This is a genomic window from Enterocloster lavalensis, assembly GCF_046603895.1.
Lineage (GTDB): Bacteria > Bacillota > Clostridia > Lachnospirales > Lachnospiraceae > Enterocloster > Enterocloster lavalensis.
Window position 1 is genome coordinate 1,225,999 of record NZ_CP176637.1, and the last position, 26,634, is coordinate 1,252,632.

The 26,634-nt window shown below is 58.2% G+C and carries 21 protein-coding genes; 5 read left to right on the top strand and 16 right to left on the bottom strand.

The genetic code is table 11. From position 1 onward, the window contains the following. Positions 1-84 precede the first annotated feature (84 nt). The 5 genes from nifS to ACK2JC_RS05430 all read right to left on the bottom strand — a co-directional run bounded on the left by nifS (position 85) and on the right by ACK2JC_RS05430 (position 6,446). Complete coding sequence (gene nifS / locus ACK2JC_RS05410) at positions 85-1,269, bottom strand: cysteine desulfurase NifS (protein ID WP_276950180.1); 1,185 nt, start codon at positions 1,267-1,269, stop codon at positions 85-87. Positions 1,270-1,531: 262 nt separating this feature from the next. Beyond that, positions 1,532-2,359, bottom strand: a complete 828-nt coding sequence (locus ACK2JC_RS05415) for a carbohydrate ABC transporter permease (protein ID WP_092362304.1) — start codon at positions 2,357-2,359, stop codon at positions 1,532-1,534. Continuing rightward, positions 2,356-3,237: a carbohydrate ABC transporter permease gene (locus tag ACK2JC_RS05420; RefSeq protein ID WP_092362302.1), complete on the bottom strand. Its 882-nt coding sequence runs from the start codon at positions 3,235-3,237 to the stop codon at positions 2,356-2,358. Before ACK2JC_RS05420 ends, ACK2JC_RS05415 begins: the two co-directional genes overlap by 4 nt. Before the next feature lie 23 nt (positions 3,238-3,260). Further along, positions 3,261-4,652, bottom strand: a complete 1,392-nt coding sequence (locus ACK2JC_RS05425; protein WP_092362300.1) for an extracellular solute-binding protein — start codon at positions 4,650-4,652, stop codon at positions 3,261-3,263. Between the two features lie 63 nt (positions 4,653-4,715). Then, positions 4,716-6,446: a glycoside hydrolase family 2 protein gene (locus ACK2JC_RS05430; protein WP_368271474.1), complete on the bottom strand. Its 1,731-nt coding sequence runs from the start codon at positions 6,444-6,446 to the stop codon at positions 4,716-4,718. 309 nt (positions 6,447-6,755) lie between these two features. On the opposite strand from ACK2JC_RS05430, the gene ACK2JC_RS05435 reads away from it, so the two are divergent. The 3 genes from ACK2JC_RS05435 (at position 6,756) to ACK2JC_RS05445 (ending at position 11,460) form a co-directional block, all read left to right on the top strand. Further along, positions 6,756-7,721, top strand: coding sequence for an ArsR/SmtB family transcription factor (locus tag ACK2JC_RS05435; protein ID WP_320936169.1), 966 nt, complete (start codon positions 6,756-6,758; stop codon positions 7,719-7,721). Positions 7,722-7,927: 206 nt separating this feature from the next. After that, entirely contained in the window at positions 7,928-9,505 is a 1,578-nt protein-coding gene (locus ACK2JC_RS05440; protein ID WP_320936168.1) for a polysaccharide biosynthesis protein, read from the top strand. A 77-nt stretch (positions 9,506-9,582) separates the two neighbouring features. Beyond that, positions 9,583-11,460 (top strand): PEP/pyruvate-binding domain-containing protein, encoded by a 1,878-nt coding sequence (locus ACK2JC_RS05445; protein WP_320936167.1) that lies wholly within the window; start codon positions 9,583-9,585, stop codon positions 11,458-11,460. A 111-nt stretch (positions 11,461-11,571) separates the two neighbouring features. Here the strand turns inward: ACK2JC_RS05445 and ACK2JC_RS05450 are convergent, their stop codons facing one another. After that, positions 11,572-12,372 carry a Cof-type HAD-IIB family hydrolase gene (locus ACK2JC_RS05450; protein WP_320936166.1) on the bottom strand — a complete coding sequence of 267 codons (801 nt, stop codon included), beginning with the start codon at positions 12,370-12,372 and terminating at the stop codon, positions 11,572-11,574. 88 nt (positions 12,373-12,460) lie between these two features. Between ACK2JC_RS05450 and ACK2JC_RS05455 the strand changes: the two genes are divergently transcribed. After that, positions 12,461-13,834 (top strand): MATE family efflux transporter, encoded by a 1,374-nt coding sequence (locus tag ACK2JC_RS05455; protein ID WP_320936165.1) that lies wholly within the window; start codon positions 12,461-12,463, stop codon positions 13,832-13,834. A gap of 199 nt (positions 13,835-14,033) precedes the next feature. Here ACK2JC_RS05455 and ACK2JC_RS05460 read toward each other — a convergent pair whose 3' ends face one another. The 4 genes from ACK2JC_RS05460 to ACK2JC_RS05475 all read right to left on the bottom strand — a co-directional run bounded on the left by ACK2JC_RS05460 (position 14,034) and on the right by ACK2JC_RS05475 (position 17,646). Further along, on the bottom strand, positions 14,034-14,693 hold the full coding sequence (locus ACK2JC_RS05460; RefSeq protein ID WP_368271475.1) for a suppressor of fused domain protein: 660 nt from the start codon (positions 14,691-14,693) through the stop codon (positions 14,034-14,036). Positions 14,694-14,908: 215 nt separating this feature from the next. Next, positions 14,909-16,069 carry a UxaA family hydrolase gene (locus ACK2JC_RS05465; protein WP_092362283.1) on the bottom strand — a complete coding sequence of 387 codons (1,161 nt, stop codon included), beginning with the start codon at positions 16,067-16,069 and terminating at the stop codon, positions 14,909-14,911. Positions 16,070-16,080: 11 nt separating this feature from the next. Next, positions 16,081-16,386 (bottom strand): UxaA family hydrolase, encoded by a 306-nt coding sequence (locus tag ACK2JC_RS05470; RefSeq protein ID WP_092362281.1) that lies wholly within the window; start codon positions 16,384-16,386, stop codon positions 16,081-16,083. 18 nt (positions 16,387-16,404) lie between these two features. After that, positions 16,405-17,646 (bottom strand): dicarboxylate/amino acid:cation symporter, encoded by a 1,242-nt coding sequence (locus ACK2JC_RS05475; protein WP_092362279.1) that lies wholly within the window; start codon positions 17,644-17,646, stop codon positions 16,405-16,407. A 229-nt stretch (positions 17,647-17,875) separates the two neighbouring features. Here ACK2JC_RS05475 and ACK2JC_RS05480 point away from each other — a divergent pair, with 229 nt between their 5' ends. Beyond that, positions 17,876-18,820, top strand: coding sequence for a LysR family transcriptional regulator (locus tag ACK2JC_RS05480; RefSeq protein WP_368271476.1), 945 nt, complete (start codon positions 17,876-17,878; stop codon positions 18,818-18,820). A gap of 12 nt (positions 18,821-18,832) precedes the next feature. Here the strand turns inward: ACK2JC_RS05480 and ACK2JC_RS05485 are convergent, their stop codons facing one another. The 6 genes from ACK2JC_RS05485 to ACK2JC_RS05510 form a co-directional block, all read right to left on the bottom strand. Next, positions 18,833-20,308: a carbon starvation protein A gene (locus ACK2JC_RS05485; protein ID WP_276853968.1), complete on the bottom strand. Its 1,476-nt coding sequence runs from the start codon at positions 20,306-20,308 to the stop codon at positions 18,833-18,835. Positions 20,309-20,558: 250 nt separating this feature from the next. Next, positions 20,559-21,581: a zinc-binding alcohol dehydrogenase family protein gene (locus ACK2JC_RS05490; protein WP_320936162.1), complete on the bottom strand. Its 1,023-nt coding sequence runs from the start codon at positions 21,579-21,581 to the stop codon at positions 20,559-20,561. A 20-nt stretch (positions 21,582-21,601) separates the two neighbouring features. Next, positions 21,602-23,092, bottom strand: a complete 1,491-nt coding sequence (locus ACK2JC_RS05495) for a tagaturonate reductase (protein ID WP_320936161.1) — start codon at positions 23,090-23,092, stop codon at positions 21,602-21,604. Between the two features lie 17 nt (positions 23,093-23,109). Then, positions 23,110-24,060: a D-2-hydroxyacid dehydrogenase gene (locus ACK2JC_RS05500; protein ID WP_276853974.1), complete on the bottom strand. Its 951-nt coding sequence runs from the start codon at positions 24,058-24,060 to the stop codon at positions 23,110-23,112. A gap of 176 nt (positions 24,061-24,236) precedes the next feature. Then, positions 24,237-25,133 (bottom strand): sugar phosphate isomerase/epimerase family protein, encoded by an 897-nt coding sequence (locus tag ACK2JC_RS05505; RefSeq protein WP_368272548.1) that lies wholly within the window; start codon positions 25,131-25,133, stop codon positions 24,237-24,239. Further along, a complete protein-coding gene (locus ACK2JC_RS05510; RefSeq protein WP_320936159.1) occupies positions 25,130-26,632 on the bottom strand; it encodes an altronate dehydratase family protein in 1,503 nt (500 codons plus the stop codon). The genes ACK2JC_RS05505 and ACK2JC_RS05510 overlap by 4 nt, the downstream gene beginning before the upstream one ends. Positions 26,633-26,634: the final 2 nt, after the last annotated feature.

Below are 26,634 nucleotides of genomic sequence, written 5' to 3' on the forward strand. Positions count from 1 at the left end.
GCCACCCATGGCGCTGTTATCCGGGAATGCCCCGCCGCCCGTGGCGCTGTTATCCGGGAATGCCCCGCCGCCCGAAACCGGCGGTTACCGGCTGTTTTTCTTCATGAAGTCCTCATAAAGCGGGGACAGATTGCGCAAGTAGGCTACGATTTCTTTAAGCTTCTCCACCACGTAGTCCATCTCCTCCTTGGTGTTCTCCTCGCTTAAGGTCAGGCGCAGGGAGCCGTGGGCGATCTCGTGGGGCAACCCGATGGCCAGGAGCACGTGGGAGGGATCCAGGGAGCCGGAGGTACAGGCGGAGCCGCTGGAACCGCAGATTCCTTCCATGTCCAGCTTGATGAGTAAGGACTCGCCCTCGATGAACTGGAATGCGAAGTTCACGTTGTTGGGCAGACGGTTTTTGCGGGATCCGTTGATCCGGGTGTAGGGGATCTCGGCCATAACGCGGTCCATCAGGTAGTCGCGCAGACCGGTCTCATATTTGGAGCGCTCCTCCAGCGTGGCCATGGCCAGCTCCACGGCCTTGCCGTAGCCAACGATGCCGGGTACATTTTCCGTGCCGGCACGGCGCTTGCGCTCCTGGGCGCCGCCGTGGATGAAGGAGCGGATTTTCACGCCCTTGCGGATATAGAGGAAACCGATGCCCTTGGGGCCGTTTAACTTGTGGGCGCTGGAGCTGAGCATGTCGATGTTGTACTCGTCCACATTGATCGGCACATGGGCGTAAGCCTGCACCGCGTCGGTGTGGAACAGGATGCCGTGATCTCTGGCGATCTGTCCGATCTCCCTTATGGGCTCGATGGTGCCGATCTCGTTGTTGGCGAACATAATGGAGATCAGGATGGTGTCGGGACGGATGGCCTTCTTAAGCTCATCCAGCTTGACCACACCGTTCTCGTCCACGTCCACGTAGGTCACCTCAAAGCCCCGCTTCTCCAGATGAGCGCAGGTGTGCAGCACCGCGTGGTGCTCGATCTTGCTGGTGATGATGTGCTTTCCCTTGGACTGGTAAGCTTCCGCGGTGGCGGTCAGGGCCCAGTTGTCGGACTCGCTGCCCCCGGCGGTAAAATATATCTCTTCGGTCCTGGCTCCCAGAGACTTCGCGATGGTCTCGCGTGCCCCGGTCACCGCCTTTTTAGTGATGGTTGAAAATTCGTATACGGAAGATGGGTTCCCGTAATATTCGCTGAAGTAGGGAAGCATGGCCTCCACCACCTCCGGCCGCGTCTTGGTCGTGGCCGCATTGTCCAGATAAATCAACTGTTTCATGTTGCAAATCCGCCTTTCATTTTGTTTTATACATAGCATAAAGTTAAAAGCTTCATCTACGCTACTTACTATACCATTTAATTCCTACAATTTCAATGGGAATGATATTATTTTGTATTAAAAATGGAGTTTTTTTATCCACTATTGTATCATATGCAATTTTGCAGCCGGAATTCCTGATGATCCGCCCGAACCGGCGCGCCAAAAAAAAGAGATACCGCGTTCTGAAGCGATATCCCTTTTTTGCGGATTTATTAAATTCTCACCCTTTCACTCCCGTCATGGCAATTCCTTCCACAATATAACGTTCCAGCAGAAGATACGCCACAATCGCCGGAATGGAAGCCACCATTGAAGCGGTCAAAGGCACCACATAATCGATGGAGTATTGCCCGATAAAAGTTGGTATCCCCACCGGAAGCGTGAAAATATTTTCATCCATGGCGCACAGGAATGGCCACAGATAATTATTCCAGCTGGCCATAAAGGCAAATATGGCCACCGTAACCAGAACCGGTTTGGACAGCGGCAGAATCAGACGGGCGAAAATCTTCCCATGGCCTGCGCCGTCGATGATAGCAGCCTCAATCAGCTCGTCCGGAATTCCTTTGAAAAAGTTCGTCAGAATAATCATGTTCATGGACACGGCAATCGTAGGCGCCATAATTCCCACATAGGAGTCCAGCAAATGCAGCCGGTTGCAGATTATGTAGAGCGGAATGATAGTGGCCTCTCCGGGAACCATCAGCCCGATGAGGAAAAACAGGTAGACCAGCCCCGAACCCTTGAAGCGGATCTTCGACAGGGCGTAGGCTGCCATGGCTGACAGCATCACCACCAGCAGAGTGGAAACCAGCGCGATCACCACGCTGTTGAACAGCCACAGCGGCACCTTACTGTCGAAGAGCACACGGGGATAGTTCTGTGCGGTATAAGGCGGCAAAAACCACTGTATGGCGTTGGACACCGCGGTTCCCTCTTTTTTGAAGGACACCGCCAGAGCCCATATCACCGGAAATAAGAACAATACCGCCACCAGGGTCGAAACAATCGTCAGCAGTACGCCTGTAACGCCTTTTTTCCGTTTCATCGCTCTCCCCTCCTTTGCACCGAAAGCTGCGCTACCGTCAGCACCAGCAGAATCAGAAACAGGGCGAAGGACATAGCGGAAGCGTATCCCATATTGTTTTTCTCAAATCCGGTCTGATAGATCAGCTGGATCAACGGGCGGGTGCTGGTACCCGGACCGCCTTTGGTGATCAGCCAGAACTGGCCGAACACCTTGAACGAGGCGATCACCTGAAGCATAAAGATCAGGTAAGTGGTTCGTTTGAGCATCGGGATCGTGATATAGAAAAATGCCTTCATATCCGTCGCCCCGTCCATGGCCGCCGCCTCATAGAGCTGGCCCGGTATGTCTTTCAATGCGGAGAGATAGAGCATCATGCTGTAGCCCACCGTCCACCACACCGTGGCCGCCACCACCACAAACCAGGGCCGCTGTCCCTCAGACAGCCAGAATATCTCCTCCGCCGGCTGCAGCACACCGATGGTCTTTAAAAAACTGTTGACAAACCCCAGATAGGGCTTAAACATAAACAGGGCGCAGTAAGAGACAACCGTCACGGACAGCACGTTGGGCAGATAGTAGGCAACCCGAAAAAATTTTCTTCCCCGGCTGTTTCGGTTGGCCAAAAGGGCCAGAAGCAGCGCCAGCACCATCAGCACCGGAACTGTTAACACCACAAATTTCGTGGTATTTCCCAAAGCTTCCCAGAAATAGCGGTCGCCCAGAAACTTCTGATAATTTTTCAGGCCCACAAACCGCTGTTTGCCCATCAGCCCCCATTTGTGCAGGCTGACATAGAGTCCCTGTATGATCGGCCAGATGGTAAAAATCGTGTAGAACACCGTGAACGGCAGCAAAAACAACACCGCGGCCAGCAGATTTTTTCGTTTGTACGTCATGACAGGGACTCCCCCTTTACTTTCTATTCGATGTCTGCGCGGATTGTGGCAATCATGTCATCCACCATATCCTCCGCGGACACGTCTCCGTTCCAATAGCTGTCCAGCTTCTCAATCATATCAGCCCTCGCCGTGTAGAAGGACTCGGACTGTGGCGGATACGCAGCAATCTGCGCGGCACGCACGTACTCGCTTCTCTGCGGCAATGCCTTGAACGCATCGCTCTGTGTCACCGTCAGGTTGGAAGGAATCTGGCCGGACTCCGCCCAGGTAAGCCCTCCGTTCTTGGACGCCCAGGTGATAAAATCGATGGCGCCCTGCGTCTCCTCCGGCGTGCGGCCGGGATTCACCGGGATGGTAAACACGTGGGAATCCGCCCAGGCGCTCTCCGTCCCAAACAGGCTGGGTACCAGAGTGGCCTTAAAGTTCAGTCCGTCCGTGGCACCGAACTTGCCCACGCACCACGTGCCGGTAAACACCATGGCAGCCTTTCCGGCCTGGAAGATCTTATCCTGCTCCTCCGTGGTCGTCAGGTTGGGGGTAATGTACTCTTCGTCAAACAGCATCTTGATAAACTCAGCAGCCTTGATGGCCTTGTCCCGGTCGATGGCAACCTTGCCGTCAGCGTCGATTACATCGGTTCCGCCCATGGAATAGTAGACCTGCCACCAGTAGCGGAAGGGGTAATCCTGAATTTTGTCCATAGCCAGCGGGTACGTGCCCTCCGGCAGTTTTTCTTTGAGTTGTTTGAGTAATGCCACAAAGTCGTCCTCAGTATTGACCGACAGATCCGGCTCAATTCCCGCCTCCTTGAACAGATCGGTATTCAGATAGGCGATCAGGCAGTGGGTGTCCAGCGGTACCCCGTAAACTTCGCCGTCGAACGTCACGGTGTTCCTGGCGCCTTCTGTGTACTCCGACCAGTCCAGATTGGTCTCAAAGGATTGCACCGCTCCGTTCGCCACCAGTTCCGGCAGCTTGGAGACATGGGAAACACCGATATCCGGTCCCTTACCGGCCGCCACGGCGGTCATCAACTTCGTGTAATAATCCGCCCACACCAGTTTCACGGGTACAATCTTATACTCCGGGTTGGTGGCGTTATAATCGTTGATGATCTTGTCCATCCAGTCGCCGTCGCCGCCGCTGAACAGGGACCAGAAAATCAACTCATGTTCACCGGCCACAATTTTCTCCGGATTGTTTACAGTACCGTCGCCGTTCACATCCGCCGCCTCCGTAGTTTCAGGGGCCGCTGTGGCGGAGGCCTCCGGCGCTTTCGTCTCCGGAGCCTTGGTTTCCGGAGCCTGGGACGCAGCCGTGGTGGGAGCATCCTTGCCGGATGAGCAGCCAAACAGCGACAGGCCCATAATGCTGGCCATCAGTAATGCGGTCAACTTCTTGCATTTTTTCATTTCTAATCCTCCCTTTCTTTGAAATAAATCAACTGAATGGTTCCCTTTATTAAAACATGCCGGTCACAGCATCGTTTCAATCTGATCATTGATCTGCCTTAACGCCTCCGGGTCCACCTTGGGTGTGCGGTCCGGCCGCAGCAGACCGTTAATCTCCTGTTCCACGTCGGTAAACTGAGTGTAACAGAACCCCTGAATCATTCCGGACTGGCCGATGGCGCGGATGATGCGCTGGTACTCCTCCAGAAATTCCTCAGCCCCGGACGCGCTGGTATAGCCCCATCCCCCCTCCGGCGCCAGTGCGATTCCGCCGCACTCCGAGAGGATCACCGGCTGTCCCTTGTAACCGTATCCCTCTGCAAATGGCTTGCGGATCATAATGTCCGCCAGCCCTTCCACCGAACAAAGCCCCCGTGAGAAACGCTCCTGCATCCCGGCGTCCGACCGTTCCCCATGGCGGTAGCTGTGCACCGCCACAAGATCCGTCTCCGTCATCTCCCAACCGTCGTTGGAAATCACCAGCCGGTTCCCGCCCAGGCTTCGCGCCAGATAGTACATGGCATTGGCAAACGCCTGCTGCTCGGGGTCATGGCTGACCACCGGAATCCCCCAGCTCTCGTTTAGCACGTTCCATACCACAATGCAGGGATGGCTGTAATCCCGCTGGATCAGGCCGCACCACTCCCGGACAAAGGCAGAGGCTGCCTGGTGCGTATAGCTGATGAAGCTGCCCATGGATTCCCACACCAGAAATCCCATGCGGTCCGCCCAGTACAGAAATCTTGGATCCTCCGCTTTTTCATGTTTGCGGCAGCCATTAAATCCCATTTCCTTAGCCCGCCTTATATCCTCCCGATACGCTTCATCCGAGGGCGCGGTCACCAGGCTGTCCGGCCAATAGCCTTGATCTAAAACCAGTTTTTGGAAATAAGGGCGGTTGTTCAGGTAAATCTTTCCCTCCGACACATGGATCTTGCGCATACCGAAATAGGTGTCCACCGAGTCCCGGATCTGCCCATCGGACTCCAGCTCCGTGTGCACGTCAAACAGCGTCGGGCTCTCCGGAAACCAGCACAGTCCGCTGTAATGGAAGCTGCCGTTCAGAATCCGGTTATGAAACACATCCACCGCAAACTCCCCGTTCCGTTCCCGGCTTATAAACCCACCCTCGTAAATCTCTTCGCCCTTCACCCGGATCTGCCATCGCAGGCGGCACGGCAGAGGACATTGATCCGACAGGCTGAAACGGATGCGCACCAAACCGGCATCCACGTCGGAATCGTAACGTATTCCTGCAATATGGGCCTCATCCAGGGGTTCCAGCCATACGGACTGCCATATCCCCGAGGACGGCGTATACCAGATAAACGCGGGATCTCCCGCCCAAAATTGCTTCCCCCGGGGGATCGTCTCATCTTTAAGGGGATCCCAGACCCGGACCTCCAGCATTTCCTCCCCGCCGGTCAGATACGGGGTGATATCGGCTGAAAAGGGCGTATAGCCACCCTCATGGCTGCACGCCGGCGAACCGTTTACAAACACCTGGCTGCGGTAGTCCACCGCCCCGAAATGAAGGATAATCCGGCTCCCGTTCCATTCCTCCGGAACCCGAAACGTCCGGAAATAACGCATGGTGTCATATGCTCCGCTCACTCCTGTCCCGCTCATGGCGCATTGATAGGCGAAGGGTACCTGGATTGTACAGGTCTGGTCCCCAAGCGTGATCCCCCATTCTCCATTGAGGCTGCACCAACGTTCCCTCCGAAATTCCGGCCGCGGATATTCTCCCCTCATGTCAAATCCTCCGATTATCTTGTAATGGTTAAATTGTATCGATTTTTATTTATTACATTCTTTTTGTAATTTATTCTTCTAAATTCATGCTAGCATTTTCTATCCAATCTGTCAATATATTTTAAAATTAATTGCTTTTTTGAGCATTATTTCACAATATTTTTTCTTATATTTTCCATTTAATTTTAACATCTGTTTATTTATTACATTTTTTATACAATTAAATGGACGTTTTTGAAAATTTACTGGAATTTATACTTCAGTTTTGATAGAATAAAAGAAAATGAATCAGAACACTCAGGAGCGCTTATGTCAAAATCAAAGAAACCCATTCAGTTGAGCAATGACCGGAATATTCACCTGCGCACCACCGTTCCCTCCCACCAGGAACAGCTGGTTCACATCGGAAAGGCCATCTCCTCGCCCGTACGCCTCCAGATTTTAAACCTGTTGGACAATACCCCCATGTCGATTCAGGAGATCGCCTCCACGCTCGACATTCCGGTATCCTCCACCGCCATGCACATACGCTGCCTGGAGGAGGCCCGCATGGTGGTAACCGAATCCCAGCCAGGCCTGCGCGGCTCCATGCGCGTGTGTATCAACAGCGTGGAATCCATCCGCATCGACGTATCCATGCCAGAGGCCGACCGCCGGAGCAAAAGTATCACCTTCGACATGCCGGTGGGGAATTATTACGACTTCGAGGTAGCTCCCACTTGCGGATTGGCCGATAAAAACGGGGTCATCGACACCTACGACAACCCGCGCGCCTTCTACTCCCCCCTGCGGACCAACGCCCAGCTCCTATGGTTTCACAAGGGTTTTATCGAGTACCGCTTTCCCAATTTTCCGCCGCCTGTGCCGCTTAAAGAGCTGACATTCAGTCTGGAGCTGTGCTCGGAGGCGCCAGGCTATGCGGAAGACTGGCCCTCGGACATCACGTTCACGGTTAACGGCCGCGATATCCTGACTTATCAGTCTCCGGGCGACTTCGGGGCCAGAAGGGGCAGTCTGACTCCCGAGAACTGGAAATCCGGCAGCACCCAGTACGGTCTTCTGAAAACCGTCTCCGTGCGTCCCAACGGCGGTTATCTGGACGGAAAGCTGAAAAATCCCGACATCACCCTGGAGACGCTGAACCTGCCCGCCCAGCCCTATATTTCCTTTGGTGTCTCCGTGCGCGAAACTGCCAGATTTGTAGGCGGTGTAAACCTTTTCGGCCGGGAATTCGGCGATTATGGCCAGGGAATCGTCATGTCGATGTTCTATTAGAAAAAACCAGACAACTCCAATCCCCACAGACGGCTCTGCAGCCCGATTCCCCGGCGCAGGGCCGTTTTGCCATGCTCCCTTTCATTTCACTCCCGGCCCTCTCCCAAAAAGCCGTTCCCAATCTTTCCGCTCCAATCTTCCCACCCGCGTCATAACCTACCGCCTCCCCCATATATTTATAATAATTCGCAAAACCCGGAGTTTATATGAACAGTCCCAAGACTTCCTCACAATCCATAGGCAGCTGGCTGTCCCCGCGAAAGCGGGCGTTCATCACCGGCACGCTGCTGCTCACCGGGACCGGCTTCCTCTGCCGGGTTCTGGGGTTCTTTTACCGGATCTTCATGTCCCGGGCCGTCGGCGCGGAAGGGCTTGGAATCTACAACATGGTCCACCCGGTGTTCGGCATCTGCTTTGCCGTCTGCGCCGGTTCCATTCAGACCGCCCTCTCCCAGTACGTGGCGGCCAATATGAAGCGGGGCCGGGCGGCGTTCCGCAGCGGCCTCATCATTTCCATGTCCCTGTCCGTCCTGCTGGCCGCTTTCATCTGCCGGTTCGATGACTTTTTAGCCGCCAGGCTGCTGTTGGAGCCGCGCTGCGCCCCCTATCTGCCCGTCATGGCCCTGTCCGTGCCCTTCGCAGCCCTGCACGCCTGCATCAACGGCTACTATTACGGCATGCAGAAGGCCCGGGTTCCGGCCTTCTCCCAGGTGGCGGAACAGGTGATCCGCATGGCGGCGGTATTTCTCATCGTGGACATCTGGGCGGAGCGTGGCCGGGAGATCACCGTCACCCTGGCCGTCTACGGCCACCTGATCGGGGAAATGGCCTCGGCCGCCTTCACCTTCCTCTCCCTGCTCCTGTTCCCGCCGGACCGCGGCCTGCGCCCCGGCCTTCAGACCGCCGGGTGGGGCGGGCTCACCGCGGGGCTGCGCGACACCTCCGGCCCCTTGATGGCCCTGGCCCTCCCCCTCATGGGCAACCGCCTGGTGCTCAACTTCTTAGGCAGCGCGGAAGCCATCTGGATTCCCAACCGCCTGGTGCGCTTCGGGCTCACAAACAGCGAGGCGTTCTCCGTCTACGGCGTGTTGACCGGGATGAGCCTGCCCTTCATCCTCTTCCCCTCCGCCATCACCAACTCCATGGCGGTGCTTCTGCTGCCCACAGTGGCAGAGGCCCAATCCGACGGAAATGAGGAACGCATTTCCTCCGTAATCTCCATGTCCCTGCGCTACAGCTGTTACATGGGCATCCTCTGCATCGGCGTCTTTACCATGTTCGGAAGCCAGCTGGGCATCAGCGTTTTCCGCGACCCGGACGCGGGCACCTTCATCACCATCCTGGCCTGGCTCTGCCCCTTCATGTACCTGGCCACCACCCTGGGAAGCGTGTTAAACGGCCTTGGAAAAACCTCCATCACCTTCTTCCAGAACGTGCTCGCCATGCTGATCCGTCTGGCGTTCGTCCTCTTCGCCATTCCGGTTTTCGGCATCCAGGGCTACCTCTGGGGCATGCTGGCCAGCGAGCTGGCCCTGGCGCTCTTCAGCCTGATCTCCCTAAAGCGCCTGGTCCCCTTCCGCTGGAACGCCTGGAGTATGGTCTTAAAGCCCTCCCTGCTCCTCGCCATCTCCATCGGACTTTACCGCTTCGCCACCCCCATCTCCAGCCCCACCGGCCAGCTGCCCCTCTTTATCGAGACGGCCCTGCAAATCGGCTTCCTGTGCCTTTGCTACCTTGGGCTGCTGCTGGTATTCCACAGGAAAAAGGGATACGGTCCTGTGTAAAAATGTCCCTTGCCACCGGTCCATTTTTGCGTTACATTACTTATAAAGAACTCAATACAAAAGACGGGGGAAATAAGATGACGGACTGGACGGAAATGCTGAAACAGGAAAACCTGACGCCGGAGGAGCAGAAATGGGTGTGCAATAAGCTCATGACTTCGGAAAGCCATATGGAGCAGCTGATTTTAAAATACTTTACCGCCGCGGATTTCCGGGCGGTGAACGCGCGGCGGATCGGCGGAGGCGTGATCGGCGGAAAGGCCTGCGGGCTTTTGGTCGCCCGCAAGCTGATCGCGCTTAAGATGCCGGAACTTGCGGCCCACATGGAACCGCACAACTCCTATTTTATCGGCACGGACGTGTTCTACCAGTACATGGTATTAAACCGGTGCGCTGAGCTGAAGGCCCGGCACAAACTGGAAAAGGAGCATTTCCAGGAGGCGGAGGAGCTGACAAGGCGGCTGCAGAACGGAAAAATCCCGGAGGACATCCGGGCTCAGCTGGAGGAAATGCTGGACCACTACGGCAATCTGCCGATCATTGTGCGCTCCAGCAGCATCATGGAGGACGGCTACGGAAACGCCTTCTCCGGAAAGTACGAGTCTGTGTTCTGTATGAACCAGGGCACCAGGGAAGAACGTCTTAAAGAGCTGGAGGACGCCATCCGGCGCGTCTACGCCAGCGTTATGAACGAATCAGCCATTGAATACCGCAGAAAACGCCATCTGCTGGACATGGATGAGCAGATGGCGCTGCTGATCCAGCAGGTCTCCGGCCAGACCTACGGGGATTACTATCTGCCGGTGGCCGCAGGCATGGGCTGCTCCTACAATCCCTACAAATGGATGGAGTATTTAAATCCCAGGGCCGGGATGCTGCGCATGGTGGTGGGGCTCGGAACCCGGGCCGTGGAGCGCACGCCCGGAGACTATCCGCGGTTAGTGGGGCTGGACCGCTCTCAGGCCAACCTGCGGACCACCCTGGCGGACCGCCACAAATACTCCCAGCGACAGGTGGACGTGCTGGACTTCCAGAACAAGCAGCTTTGCACCAAAAAGCTGGATGAAATCATCGACCTGCTTCCCAAATGGCAGAAAAAGTTGGTGTTGAGCCGTGACACCGAGGCCGAGGACATGCTGGCGGAGCGGCACGTGTATAAAAAGATTTACTTTGCGGACTGTCAGGGTATTGTGGACAACCACGAGTTCATCAGCATGATGTACTCCATGCTGCAGATGCTGGAATCCAAGTATGAATGTCCGGTGGATGTGGAATTTGCCATCACCTGTCCTGAGGAGAATACCTGGAAGCTGAACCTGCTCCAGTGCCGTCCCCTGCAGTCCGCAGCCTCGGAGCAGGTGCACATTCCCACCGGCGTGGACGACAACCTGCTCTTTGACGTGCGCCAGACCACCATGCGCCGCTCCAAGACGGAGCTGATCGATTACATCGTGTGGCTGGACCCCCAGAAATATTACGAGTATCCCTACGCGAAAAAGACGGACGTGGCCCGGCTGATCGGGCGGATCAACCGGTATTTTGAGACCGTGGACAAAAAGCTCATGCTGCTGGTTCCCGGCCGCATCGGCACCTCCTCCCCGGAGCTTGGCGTTCCGGTGTCCTACGCGGAAATCAGCCAGTTTAACGCCATCTGCGAGGTGGCGTACAAGGACGCCGGTTACCATCCGGAGCTGTCCTACGGAAGCCATATGTTCCAGGATCTGGTGGAGGCCGACGTCTACTATGGGGCTATCAACGACAACCGCAACACCCGACTGTATCAGCCCGAGCTGCTTCGGCGCTACCCGGAAGTCTTAGAAGCCCTCCTGCCCGGCGAGGCGGAGCTGACCGACATTGTGAAGCTCTACGACCTCAGCGGCGGCAGGGCCAGCCTGATCCTGGACGCAGGACAGGGGCGGGCGGTGTGCCGTCTGGGCGGGCCAAACCAGGGATAGAGGCAAAATATGTCCCGCAGCTCCCGCAGACGTCAGAGAGGATAAAACCGGGAGCGGCTCCAGGCAAAAACCTGTGTGCCGCTCCCAAACCTCTGTCCGTTCGGTTTTATCTCACCGCCTCAAAATCTCTTCAACCGCTTCCAAAAGCCCTTCTTCCTCAATCCCCGCCACCACAAAATCCGCTGCCCCCTTGGCCTCCTTACACCCATTTCCCATCGCAATCCCCACACCCGCATACTCCAGCATCGACACGTCGTTCTTCCCGTCCCCCACAGCCGCCGCTTCCTCCGCCTTCATCCCGAAATACTCCAGCATCTTCTCAATTCCCCCGCATTTTCCTCCCCCGAAGGGCAGCAGATCCACCGCATTTCCCGCATGCCACATGGCATGGCCGCAGCCCGGAAGGCCCGCGATAATCCGCCTGGCCCGCTCCTCATCCACATAAGGCACAATCTGATAAACCGGATTCTCCAGCGCCCGCCCGATGTCTCCCACCGGCGGCAGCGCGGTGCCGATCCCCTGCTGCACCAGTTCCACCCGCGGGTCCGTATAATTGATATACATCCTCCCCTCCTCCATAAACAGACAAGGGAACGGCTCCTCCTCAATCATCCCCAAAAGGCGTCTCACCTGCCCCGGATCAATGGGATTTTTGTAAATGGCCCGCCCCGGAAGCTCCCGTCCCTCCCGCACATAGCAGAGCTGCCCGTTGAGCGTCACGTAGGCGTCAAATTCCAGATCCCCCAAAAGCCCTTCCTCCTCGATTTCCAGCCAATGGCGCCCCGTGGCGATAAACAGCCGCAGCCCCGCCTCCCTGGCCTTATCCAGGGCCTTCCGGGTGTATTCCGGTATGCCTTTCTCCTCGAAATCCCTCAGCGTTCCATCGATGTCAAAAAAGATTGCCTTGATCATATCATTGACTTTCCCTTCTCTTCGCGTTATAGTTATTAAATGATTATTATTCACACTTATTTATCACTTGTGAAAGGACGTGTTATTTATGGCGGATCAGAAAAATGTAAAAGAGGTGGATCTCGGATCCGGCAGTGTTGGAAAACTCCTGTTCAGCCTGGCGCTCCCCGCTATCTCGGCCCAGGTCATCAATGTTCTCTATAATATGGTGGACCGTATGTACATCGGCCACCTGCCGGACGTGGGTGCTAACGCCCTGACCGGAGTGGGCGTCACCTTCCCCATCATCATGGTCATTTCCGCGTTTGCGGCCCTGGTCAGCATGGGCGGCGCTCCCAGGGCCTCCATTATGCTGGGCAAAGGCCGCAGGGACGAGGCCGAGAAGATTCTTGGAAACTGCACCACGGCTCTGATCGCGGTGTCCCTGGTTCTGACCGCGGTCATCCAGATCTTCGGCCAAAGAATTCTCTTAACCTTCGGCGCCAGCGGCGACACCATCGAATACGCCTGGAGCTACATGCAGATTTACTCCATCGGCACCATCTTCGTCCAGCTGGCCCTCGGCTTAAACGCGTTCATCAACGCTCAGGGGTACGCCCGAACCGGTATGCTGACCGTGCTCATCGGCGCGGTGTGCAACATTATCCTGGACCCCATTCTGATGTTCGTGCTGCACATGGGCGTCCGGGGAGCAGCCCTGGCCACCATCATTTCCCAGGGAATCAGCGCGGCCTTTGTGGTCACGTTCCTGGTATCCGGCAAGAGCTATTTAAAGATCCGCATCCCCTGCCTGAAGGTGGAAAAATCCGTGCTGATGCCCGCCATCGCTCTGGGGGCGGCTCCCTTTGTGATGCAGTTTACGGAGAGCATCTTAAACATCTGCTTTAACACCTCCCTGCAGCGCTACGGCGGCGACATTGCGGTGGGTTCCATGACGATATGCAGCAGCGTGATGCAGTTCTCCCTGCTGCCCCTCATGGGCATGTGCCAGGGTGCCCAGCCCATTATCAGCTTCAACTACGGCGCCAGGAAAATCCACCGGGTGGACTCCGCCTTCCGCCTGCTGCTCATCACCTGCCTGGGTTACGCAACCGTGCTGTGGGCCGTGGCCATGTTCATTCCTCACGTGTTCACCGGCATTTTCACCCAGGACCAGGCGCTGACCGGGTACGCCGTCTGGGCCCTGCGGATCTATATGGCGGCCTCCCTGATGTTCGGCGCGCAGATCGCCTGCCAGCAGACCTTCATCTCCCTGGGCGACAGCAAAACCAGCCTGTTTCTGGCTCTGCTGCGCAAGGTGTTTCTGCTGATTCCGCTCATCTATCTCCTGCCCCGGTTCTTTGAGAACAAGGTCATGGCCGTGTTCCTGGCCGAGCCCATCGCGGACGCCGTGGCCGTGTGCACCACAGTGGCGCTGTTTGTGGTTTCCTTCCGCAAATTGAAGCGGGAGCTGGGCGGCTGAGGCGAGGGGGCGGAGCCAAGTAAACGAGCCGCGGGACCGGAACCAGGGGGGCGAGCCGCGGGACCAAAACCAGGGGGCGAGCCGCGGGACCGGAACCAGGGGCGAGCCAGGGAGCCCGAACCAGGACAACCGAGTTTAGGAGCCAGGACAACCGGGCCTTGGGCCGCCCCACAAGCCCAGGACCGTCCCCACGCAATCTCTACAAATACGATTTCGTCCGGTTCAAATCCGTCACCAAATACGGATTCTCCGCCCGCATCCGCTCATACAGCACCCTGGCATTTTCCCGGTCCTCCATCAGCAGCTCCAGTTCCCGCTGTGTGATGCCCACCAGCTGGATAAAATCCGTCCTGCCGTAGATGGTGTCCACGCCCTGGGCCTCCGTGTCGTTCACCGCCATCAGGGCGGTGATCTGGGAATCCCGGTCCCGGTTGATGGAACCTCCGCCCCCTGCAATATACTGGAAGGGTTCGAAAAACCGCTTCTCGGTATAGGTGTAGTATGCCAGATTGCTGAGCAGGTCGATGGCCCACATGCAGCTCTCATTGTCCTTCTCCGGCAGCTTGATGGTCATCTCATAGCCCCAGTTGTTCCACTCGCCGCCCAGAGCGTCCTCATCGGCGTACAGCTCCGTCATGCCGAAGGTGACGATGTGCTTGTAGCCGTTGGGGGAATCGTAGATGGAATACCCGTCCAGGTAGCATTCCCCGCCAAACATGGCCCGGGCTACCATGTTGGTGCCGTAATGGGACGGCTCCTGGTCCGGGTACAGCTTCTCAAAGACGCCCTCAATGGCCTCCCAGCCCGGCGCCCACTCCTGGTTCTCCTCCAGCTTTTTTCTGAATTCTTCTGCGGTCATGACCGTGTCCTCCCTTGTCAATTCTCATAAACACAACTTTACCATATCCCGGAAGGTTTGGCTACCCGGTTTTCCCTGCGGTTCGCCCCGCGCCTCCGCCGCGTTTTTTCCCAGCCTCCCCGCGGCCCGTTCCATTAAAAAAGCTGATGGGAACCCATCTCCCACCAGCTTTTCCTTCTGCCTTTTATCTCACGCAACTTCTCTAAAATCTCACACTATACAAACCGGCACACATGGTCCACCGCGATATCCGAGAAACCGTAGGCCTCCGCCTTGGTCATCTTGCCGTTGCACACCTCCAGGAACTCGTCGAAGAGCTGTTTTCCGCTCTCCTTGATGGTGCAGGTGCCGTCCACGATGCCGCTGACGTCCACGTCCATGTTGTCCTCCATGCGCTGGTAGGTCAGCTTGTTGCCCGTGACCTTGATCACCGGGACGATGGCGTTGCCCGTGGGGGTGCCCCGGCCGGTGGTGAACACGATGGCCTGGCAGCCGCCGGCCACCATGGAGGTGACGGAGGAAATGTCGTAGCCCGCCGTATCCATGATGATAGCGCCCTTTTTGGTGGGCCGGGCGGCCTGCTCCACCACCTCCACCACCGGGCGGGTGCCGCCCTTGCGGATGCAGCCCAGGCTCTTCTCGTCCAGGGTGGAAAGCCCTCCGGCCTTGTTGCCCGGGGTGGGCTGGCCCGCCCGGCAGTTCTGGCCCGCTCCCGCCAGGTGCTCCTCGTACTCCTTGCAAATCTGAATGATCTGATTGTGAATCTCAGGGGTGGCTCCGCGCTTTGCCAGCACGTGCTCGCCGCCGATGAACTCGATGGTCTCGCTCATCATGGTGGAAGCGCCCGCATCCACCAAAAGATCGCTGAGCTCGCCCACCGCGGGATTGGAGGCGATGCCCGAGGTGGCGTCCGAACCGCCGCACTCGATGCCCATGAGCAGCTCCGAGATGTCGCAGGGAACCCGCTGCTGCCTGGAAGCCGCCGCCGCCATATCCCGGGCGGCCCGCACCGCCTTCTCGATGGTTTTTAAGGTTCCGCCCTCCTCCTGGATTCCGAAGGAGGCCACCGGCTTGTCGGTGAGAGCCTGGATTTTCTCCCTCAGCTCCCTGTGGGGCACGGTCTCGCAGCCCAGGCCGATGATCACCACGCCGTAGACGTTGGGATTTAAGGCGAATCCGGTCAGCACCTTCTGGGACATGGCCGTGTTCGCCGCCACGTCGGAGCAGCCCGTGTTAAAAATAATGTTCACGGCCCCGCGCACCTGACTTGCCACCACCCGGCAGCTCTCGCTTCCGCAGGCGCAGGCCGGGAGAATCAGCACATGGTTGCGGATTCCCACTCTTCCGTCAGACCTTCTGTATCCTAAAAATTCCATATCGCTCCTCCTCACACCATCTCGCTCTCGTAATCTCTGGGTACGCTGTAGATATTCTCATGGTTCACCAGGCACCCTTTGCCGATGGCCCGGTTGGTTCTCCCGATCATCTCGCCGTACTTGACCACCTCGTCCCCCTCGTCAAAGGGGATTAAGGCGATCTTGTGGCAGTAGGGAATGTCCTCCAGCGCCTCCACGGCACAGTATGTATCTCCCTTGCGGTAAACGACAGTGTCTCCCTTTTTGATCTCCATGACGCAGGTCACCACATTGTCGGTCTCCTCCATCATCAGCGCGTTGATTTTTCCGGTTTCCATATACTCCTCCTCACATTTCTAAGCGTTTGCGGCGCTCTCCGGCACGTCGGCCAATGCGCCCTCGGTCTTGGCTACCAGCACTGCGGTGGCTGCGTCGCCCACGATATTGGGGATCACGCGACCCATATTCAGGATACGGTCGATACCGGCCAGCAGTCCGATGGCCTCCATGGGCAGGTTCACGGAGCTGAGCACGATGGTCAGCATCACCAGGCCGGAGCCAGGCACGCCCGCGGTTCCGACGGAAGCCAGGGTTGCGGTGAGCATGACCATGATCTGCTGCATGAGGGTCAGCTCAATGCCGTACACCTGGGCGGTAAAGATTACCGCCACCGCCTCGTAGATGGCCGTTCCGTTCATGTTCATCACAGCGCCGAAGGGGATCACGAAGTTGGCGATCTCGTCGCTGACGCCCAGCTTCTTTACGCACTTTAAGTTTACCGGGATCGTGGCAACGCTGCTGCAGGTTGCGAACACGAACATGGCGGCTTCCTTCACGCCTTTTAAGAACTTAACCGGGCTCATGTGAGCGCCGACGCCTACCATCAGGCCTGCCTGCACCAACACGGTGAACAGGGCGGAGGCCACATACACTGCCAGAATCGTCTTCATATAGGGAAGCAGAATTCCCAGTCCGTTGGTGCCCACCACGTTTGCCATCAGGCCGAACACGCCGTAAGGGGTGAATTCCAGCACGATGGAGGTGATCTCCTTCATGGCGTCCGTGCAGCCGCGGAAGAAATTCAACACCACGGCGCCCTTGTCGCCCAGCTTGATCAGCGCGAAGCCGAAGAACAGCGCGAAGAAGATGATCTGCAGCAGGTTCTGGGTGCTCAGCGCCTCAAACGGGTTCTGCGGGATAATGTTGATCAGCGTGGTCAGAGCGCTGGGAATCACCACCGAGGACTCCTCCGCCTCCTTGGGAATCTCAATGTTCACACCCGTTCCCACGTTGATCAGATTGGCCATCACCAGGCCGATGAAAATGGCAAAACCCGTGCTCACCAGGAAAATTACCACCGTTTTAATTCCAATTTTTCCCAGTGTCTTGTAGTCGCCTACGTCGGCGGCCGCACAGACCAGCAGGCAAAGCACCAGGGGCGCCACCACCATGGTCAAAAGGCGGACCAGAATGGTCCCCAAAAAGTTAAACATCTTAGCCTCGGGTCCCATCACCAGGCCGCAGAGAATACCCAGCACAAAGCCTACCATAATCCGCGTAAACAAACTCAAGCCATTCCATTTCTTAATGATACTCATAAGAATCCCCTTTTCTTGATTGGATTTGCATGAAACACATGCGACTTGTTGCGTTGCTGATCCCTCTATGCCGGCACATAGTGAAAAATAACGATTTTTTCTCGAGAATTTCGTTATTTTTGTCATATTAATTTTATGTTAAAGATGTTATAAAATCAAATTTATAGTATTTATAAAGCCATTAAATTAGTTTATAGGGATAACTACGCAGAAATCGGGAGGGGAACATATGCATCAGGAAATGAAATACATCTACATGGTATACCAGAAAGGCAGCTTTTCCAAGGCCGCGGCGGCCCTGTACCTGACCCAGCCAGCCTTAAGCATCGCGGTTCAGAAGGTGGAGGCGGAGATCGGAATGCCGCTCTTTGACCGGAACCGCCAGCCGCTCAAACTGACGGAGGCCGGGGAAATCTACATCCGCAAGGTCCGGCAGTTCCAGGCCCTGGAGGACGAGATGAAGCAGCAGTTTAACGACCTGTCGGGCTTAAACACCGGCTCCATCTGCATCGGCGGCTCCCACTACTTCAACTCCTACGTGCTGCCCCCGGTGCTGACGGCCTACACCTGCCGCCATCCGGGCATCCGCCTGGAGCTGGTGGAGGCGGGTTCCTATGAGCTGGTGGATCTCTTAAAGGACCGGGTCATCGACACCACCTTCAGCTGCAACCCGCTGTACGAGGACGATTTCGACCGCCATCCCGTGTTCCAGGACACCGTGCTGCTGGCGGTTCCCGCCTCCTATGAGGTGAACATTATCCTGCGGGATTTCGCTCTGACCGGGGAGGATGTGCTGAAAAAAAGGCATATGGAATTGTCCTGCCCTTCCATACGCCTTGAAGCCTTTGGGGATACCCCTTTTATATTGCTGACCGAAGGCAACAGCCTTCACGCCCGCAGCAAACACTTTTTTGACGCCGTGGGGATCACCCCCGTCGTCCGGCTGAAGGTGGCCCAGCTGGTCACCGCCTACCATCTGGCCCGGGGCGGCTTAGGAGCCACCTTTATCAGCGACATCCTGGTCACCGACCCCGGACCGGACACATTGTACTACAAAATCGACTCCTGCCAGGCTGTCCGCCACTTCGACCTGATCCTTCCCAAAGGGCGCTATCTGTCCAACGCGCTGCGGGAATTTATACAGATCTTTAAAGAGTTCTATTGGCGCAGCTGACCGGGGACGAGGCTATTTGATCACCAGCGCCTCGTCCTTTCTGGTGGACTTCACCTCGGATTTCACGTACACTTTTACCACGTACAGCGCCAGGCACACAACGGCCGCGCAGATGCCCACTCCGTTGGACAGGGCGGCGGGAAGGCGGAAGCCCTCCTGGGCCTGTAAAATATAGGCGACGCTCACCGAGGTCATATAGGTGGCCGGGACCGCGGCGATCCAGCCGTAATTCTTGCCCACAAAGCGGCACACATAGGTGGCTGCCGCCCACAGCGCCATCATCGCCAGGGTCTGGTTGGACCAGGAGAAATACCGCCAGATGGTGTTGTAGTCCAGGAAGGAGATACCATATCCCACCAGGAGTAAGGGAACTGAGAGCATCAGGCGCTTCTTGGTGTCCTTCTGGTCAATCTTGAACCAGTCCGCAATGGTCAGACGCGCGGAGCGGAACGCCGTGTCGCCGGAAGTGATGGGGCAGGCGATCACGCCCAGCATGGCCAGCACGCCGCCAACGCCGCCCAAAAGCTGGATGGACATGTCGTAAACCGTGGTGGAATTTCCGCCCTTGGCAGCCAGCAGAGCCTGAAGCCCGGTGCCCGCGCCCGCCCGGTCATAGTAGAAGGCGATACCCGCGGAAGCCCAGATCAGGGCGATCACGCCCTCCGCTACCATGGCTCCGTAGAACACCTTGCGGCCTTCCTTCTCGCTCTTGATACAGCGGGCCATCATGGGCGACTGGGTGGCGTGGAAGCCGGAAATGGCTCCGCAGGCCACGGTGATGCACATCAGGGGCCAGATCGGAAGCTCCTTGCCGGGATACATGTTTTCCACGTGGTCCCAAATCTCCAGCATGGGCCTTGTGCCGCTGTAATACAGCGTAGCTCCCGCGATGCCCAGCGCCATGACGATCAAACAGATACCGAAAATCGGGTACAGCTTGCCGATGATCTTGTCGATGGGGAGCAGCGTCGCCAGGAAATAGTAGATCAGAATCACAATCGTCCAGAACTGCACGTTCAGGGCCTCCGGCGTCAACAGGGCGATCAGCCCCGCCGGGCCTACCATAAACACAACGCCTACCATCACCAGCAGAATCACCGAGAAGATCCGCATGACCACCGCCATGACCGGACCCAGGTATTTACCCACGATCTCCGAGATGGACGCGCCGTTGTTGCGCTCGGAAAGCATGCCGGACAGGTAATCGTGGACGCCGCCGGCGAAAATGGTGCCCAGCACAATCCAGATGTAGACCACCGGCCCCCACAGCGCTCCGCTGAGCGCGCCGAAAATGGGGCCAAGACCCGCGATGTTCAATAGCTGAACCAGAAATGCCCGGCTGGTGGACATGGGCACAAAGTCCACGTCGTCCTCCATGGCGTAGGCAGGGGTCTGCCGGCTGTCCGGGTGGAATACCCGCTCCACAAAGCTGCCGTAAAGAAAATAACCGGCAATCAGCAGTACAAGTCCTCCAAGAAACGATACCATATACCTGACCTCCTTAGGGGTATTGCAGGATACCCACCCGCATATACCCAATATTATTTGTCTATAGTATACTACCGAGGTTACAAATTCGGAACACTTTTTGGCATTTCTTAACATATTTGTAACCTTGTCCCCTGCCCTTTGGACGCGCAAAAAAATCCGGACAGGGCCCGCGCCGTTTCCGCGAATCCCGTCCGGATTTTTAAATTTTCCAGTTTTATCCAATGTTACTTTCAGCGCACACCCGGCCTTATGTAAAGTCCAGCACCACCTTGAGCATTTCCCCGGCCCTGCGGTCGAACTCGGCAAATGCTTCCGGCGCGTCCGCGAACTTGTACACGTTGGTCACAATCTTCTCCAGGTCCACGCCCCCGGCCTTCACCAGGTCGATGAGCTCCAGGAAGTCCGCCTTCAGGGCGTTGCGGGAGCCGAACACGTTCAGTTCCTTTTTCTGGATGGTGGTGAAGTTGAAGTCCAGGTTCTTCTTGCCGATTCCGATGAGCACCACGTTTCCGCCGAAGGCCGCCGCGTCGATGCAGTTCTGGAAGGTGGAGGGCAGGCCCACCGCCTCGATGGTCACGTCGAATCCGTCCCCGCCCGTGACCGCCTCCACCTGCTCCAGGAAATGCTCCGGGGAGTCGTTGAGCAGCGTTCCCTCCAGGCCGAAGCTGTCCATGGCAAACTGAAGCTTTTTCTCAGCCACGTCCGCCACGTAGACCCTGGCTCCCCTGGACTTAGCCGCCACCGCGGCCAGCACGCCGATGGTGCCCGCTCCCAGGACCAGCACCCGGTCCCCGGCCTTGATGTTGGCCCGGGAAACGCCGTGGTAGCTGATGCAGAAGGGTTCAATCAGCGCAAGGGTTTTAGGCGGCACGCCCTTGCCGTCGTAGATGCGCTCCAGGGGCATGGCCACGTACTCGGAAAAAGCGCCGTCCCGCTGGCAGCCCATGGTCTGGTTGGTGGTGCAGCAGTTCACCAGGCCCCGGCGGCAGGAATAGCAGTGGGTGCAGTTGAAATAGGGGTTACAGGTGACGATCATGCCTTTTTTCAGGCCGTAGTCATTTTCCCCCACCTCCACGATCTCGGCCGAAAACTCGTGGCCCGGAATCCTGGGATAGTCAAAATACGCGTAGGTTCCGCGGTAGGAGCCTAAATCGCTTCCGCAAATGCCGCCGTAGAGCAGCTTTAACAGGGCTTCGCCCTCCTTTGCAACCGGCATGGGGTCCTCCCGGAACACCACCTGACCCGGCTGGTTGATCACAATCGATTTCATCCGCTTCTCTCCTTCTCTTGTCAGCTTCCCAGCAGTTCAAATACGCGGTGGACGCCCTCCCGCTCAAACAGCTGCAGATATTCGGTTACCAGTTCCAAAAAGCCCGGAATTTCTGTCAGGTCCCCGTCCCAGAAACCGGCATTGCGGCACACGGCCCCGGCCAGCTCCGCCAGGCTGTCGCTCTTGTGGGCCTCAAAGAAGCGCAGCACCTCCATGTCGTCGCAGATCCGGTACTCTGCGTCTCCCCGATGGGCCACCAGGGCATTTCCCTCCAGACGCTCCCCCCGGTAGAACATCACGTAGGCCGCGAACCCGGCCATCAGCCTGGGCGGCAGCTTGCCCGTGGCGGCCTGGTACTCCCTGACCGTGGGCAGAACCCTGGCTTTCCACTTGGACGTGGTGTTTAGGGAGATGGCCAGCAGGCTGTGGTCGATAAAGGGGTTGCACAGCCGGTCGAACAGGCCCGCTGCGTAGTCCTCCAATTCCTCCTTCGGGTACTCGGTCAGCACCGGGATGATCTCGTCGTAGACGCAGCGCTCCATGAAGGAGTAGATAGCCGGGTCCTCCATGCATTTGCGCACAATGTCCTGGCCCGATAAGTAGGAGGCCAGCACCATGGTGGTCTGAACGCCGTTGAGCATGCGGACCTTACGCTTCTTGTAGGGCGTGCAGTCCTCCGCCACGATCACCGGCAGCCCCGCCTTCTTGAATGGCAGCTCGTCCTCCAGCTCCTTGGGACCCTCGATCACCCAGATGGCGAACACCTCGCCGGTGTCCAGCAGAAGGTCCTCGTAACCGTTCTGAGCGTTCAAAACCTCCGCCTCGGCCCTGGGATAGCCGGTGACGATGCGGTCCACCATGGTGGAGCAGAAAATCACCTCCCGGTCAAGCCAGTCAGCAAATTCCGGCTCCAGCTTCCACAGTTCGGTGTATTGGCCCACGCAGCGCTTCAGCTCGTCGCCGTTGTGGTCGATCAGCTCGCAGGACAGGATCACCAGCCCCCTGCCCGCCTCCCCCTTGAAGCAGGAGTAGCGCTCGTAGAGAAACCGGGTGAGTTTGGCCGGAAATGAACCCGGCGGTTCCTCGTCGAACCGGGAATTTTCGTCAAACGCGATGCCCGCCTCGGTGGTGTTGCTGACAATATAGCGCAGGTCGGGATTGGCTGCGCAGGCCAGAAGCGCGCCGTAATCCTCGTAGGGATTTAAGGCCCGGCTGATGGCGCTGACCACCCGCTTGCGGATCACCTGCCCGCCGTTTTCCAGACCCCGCAGGTACACGGTGTACAGCCCGTCCTGGCGGTTGATATCTTCGCATCTGCCCTGGGCGATGGGCTGGACCGCCACCACCTTGGTCCCCCAGCCGGTCCGCTCGTTGGCCAGGTCGATAAAATAGTCCACAAAGGCACGCAGGAAATTCCCCTCGCCGAACTGCAGCACCCGCTCCGTGCCCTCCGGCATGAGATATCCCTCAAACCCAAGTTTTTCCAATGTTTTGTATGACAATCGTTCCATGACTTCATTCCCCCTTGTCAGGCGTTCACCTGGTTCGCCGGACGGCCCTCCAGAAACGCGCTCAGATTTTCCACTGCAATATCCATCAACCGCTGCCTGCTGCTCTTCGCCGCCCAGGCGATGTGGGGCGTGATCAGGCAGTTTTTTGCGCCAAGAAGCGGGTTGCCGCCCCGGATCGGCTCTGTCTCCACCACGTCCAGACCGGCGCCCGCCACCTTTCCCGAATCCAGGGCCCGGCGCAGGGCGGCCTCGTCCACCAGCGGCCCTCTGGACGTGTTGATCAGATAGACCCCGTCCTTCATCTTCCCGATGCTCTCGTCATTTATCATCCCCCGGTTGTCCGCAAGGAGCGGACAGTGCAGGGAAATGAAATCCGACCGCCGGTACACCTCTTCCAGGGACACATAGGTCAGGCTGCCGCACTCCACCGGGAACTTGTCGTAGCCGATGACCTCCATTCCGAAGGCCCGGCCGATCCCCGCCACCGCCCGGCCGATGCGGCCGCAGCCCACCAGGCCCAGGGTTTTCCCGGCAAGCTCGATCAGGGGATAATTCCAGAAGCAGAAGTCCGGGCAGCGCTCCCACGCCCCGTCCTTCACCGCCCGGCTGTGCTCCCCCACATGGTGGCAAAGTTCCAGCATCAGCGCGAACACGAACTGAGCCACCGCTGCGGTGCCGTAGGTGGGGATATTGGACACCACGATGCCCCGCTCCCGGGCCGCGCCGACGTCCACGATATTGTAGCCCGTGGCCAGCACGCCGATGTAGCGGACCTCGGGGCAGCGCTTAAGCGTCTCCCGGGTGACGGGCGTCTTGTTGGTCAGCACGATCTGCGCGTCCCCGATGCGCTCCGCCACGTCCTCCGGCGGCGTCCGGTCGTAAACCGTCAGGTCACCCAGGGCCGAAAATCCATCCCAGCTCAAATCGCCCGGGTTCTCCGTATATCCGTCCAGTATAATGATCTTCATTCTTTTCCTCTCCAAAGTCCGGGGACGTGAGCGCTCCCTCTGCCCGGCCTGGTATGCCCGGAGTTAGGGCCGCCCCGCTGCTCCCTCTGTCCGGAGTTAGGGCCGCCCCGCCGCTCCCTCTGCCCGGGGCCAGGGCCGCCCCGCCGCTCCGTCCGGGGCCAGGGCCGCCCCGCCCTCTAAAGAACAGACCAGGCCCTGTTAATCACCCGTTTTGTATTTGCAAGCACAATCTCCGCCTCCTCGCCCGGCCGGGGCGTCACCTCAGCGGACAGCATGATGGGATTTCTGCTGTTGAAAAACCCCTCCTGCCGGAGCACGGCAAAAAAATCATACAGCTCCCCCACGTCGTTGGCCCCGTGGGGATAGCCGAACCGGGGATGTTTGTCCCCGTAGGCGTCCTTCTCCGGCGTCACCACCGCGTTTCCGATGTGGAAATGGGTCAGGTAGGGCCGCATGGCCCGCACCGCGAAGGCGCTGTCCTCGTAGGTGGTCGGGAAATGGGACAGGTCGGCCAGCAGTCCGAAATTGTTCGTCACCTGGCGCATCTCAGCGGCAAACCGGGCCGCCAGAGGCGCGGGGCCGATGAGCACTTTCTTGTCCAGATCGAAGTCAAAGACCTCCAGCTCCACCGCCATGCCCAGGCTGCTGCCGCGGCTGCACAGGGCCCTGGCCGTCTTTTTGAGCTGCGAGAGCGCCTCCTCCTTCCCCTCCTCGCACCAGGCTCCGGCCATGAAGGAAAAGCCCGAGGCCCCGAAGCTCTTGGCGTCCTCCATGGCCTCCAACAGGCGTTCCTGAGCCATTCTCCGCTCCGGCTCGTCCAGGCTGTTGGGGTTCAGGTTTTCCCCAAGGATCACAGGCTGGGCCCCGTAGGCCACTGACAAATGGGACTGGGTCAGGATATGCCGGATCTGTTTCTTCACCTCCGGGTCCTTGTAATCCGTGATCTCCACCGCGTCCAAATCCCCGTCCCTGGCGATGTGCCGGACGGCGTCCACCGGGTCGTACCGGTCCGTGGGGAAGCTCATCCAGCTCAGGGTTCCCAGCTGGAAATATTTGTGAATCGGTTCCATCATACGATAACCCCGTTCTTGAAAATCGCGATGCGCCGGTAGCCCATGGTCTCGCCCTTAGTCTGTTCCCCTCCGGCCACCCGCAGAATCTGCCGGTAAAGCTCCTCTGCCGCGTCCCGGATCGGCATACCTTCCGCAACCACCCCGGCGTTAAAATCCATCCAGCCCCTTTTCTTCTCATACAGCGGCGTGTTGGTGGACACCTTGATGGTGGGCGCGGCGGTGCTGTAGGGCGTGCCCCGGCCGGTGGTGAAGATTACAATGTGGGCCCCGGCGGCCGTCAGGTTGGTGGCTGAGACCAGATCGCTGCCCGGTCCGGCAAGCAGCGTAAGCCCTTTTTTGCGGATCTGTCCCGCGTAGGGGATCACGTCCTCGATGGGCGCTCTCCCGCCCTTCTGCACGCAGCCGCAGCTCTTGTCCTCCAGGGAGCTGATTCCCCCCTCGTAGTTGCCCGGTGCCGGGTTGCCGTACACCGGCTGGCCGTTGCGCACAAAGTAGTCCCGGTACTCGTTGAGCATGGCCTGGGCCTTGTCGAAAATCTCCCGGCTGACGCACCGGTGCAGCAGCATCTGCTCCGCGCCGAACATCTCCGGCACCTCCGTGATCATGGTGCTTCCACCTCTGGCCACCAGCATATCCCCCGCCTGTCCCAGCACCGGGTTGGCCGTAACGCCGGACAGGCCGTCGCTGCCGCCGCATTTCATCCCGATCACCAGCTCGCTTGCGGGGATGGGTTTTCGCTTAAACTGTCCCGCGTATTCCGCCAGCCTGACCAGCAGACGGCTGCCCTCCGCGACCTCGTCCTCCACCTCCTGGCAGACCAGAAATTTGACCCGGTCCGAGCTGAAGCCGTCCCCTGCGGTGCGGATAATGGCCTCCTTAAACTCCGCGGGCACGTTGTTCTCGCAGCCCAGGCTGACCACCAGCACCGCCCCAGCGTTGGGGTGGTTCACCAGGGAAGCCAGAAGCTGCCTGGTCATCTCGTTGTCCTCGCCCAGCTGGCTGCACCCGAAGGGGTGGGGGAACGCGTAAAGCCCATCTAAGCCGAAGCGCTCCACCAGTTCCTGGTTCTCCACGGCCAGGCGCATGCACAGGTCGTCCACGCAGCCCACGCCGGGGATGATCCAGATTTCATTGCGGATTCCCGCCCTGCCGTCCTCCCGCCGGTAGCCCATAAAGGTCTCCGGCTCGCAGGGGGCAAGGGGCCTGACGTCCGGCTCGTAGGCGTACTCCACGTGCTCGGTCAATCTGCTCTTCATGTTGTGGGTGTGCACCCACTGCCCCGCCTCAATATCCGCGGTGGCCCCGCCGATGGAACAGCCGTACTTGATCACGTCCGTTCCCGCCGGGATGGGCCGCAGGGCGATCTTGTGGCCCTGGCGGACGCTTTCCCTGGCCGTCACGGTCTTTCCCGGCCCGAAGGAGACGATCTCGCCGGCCGCGATGGGCGCCAGGGCCACGGCCACCGCGTCCTCCTCACGAATCTGTAATAATTTCTGCATGG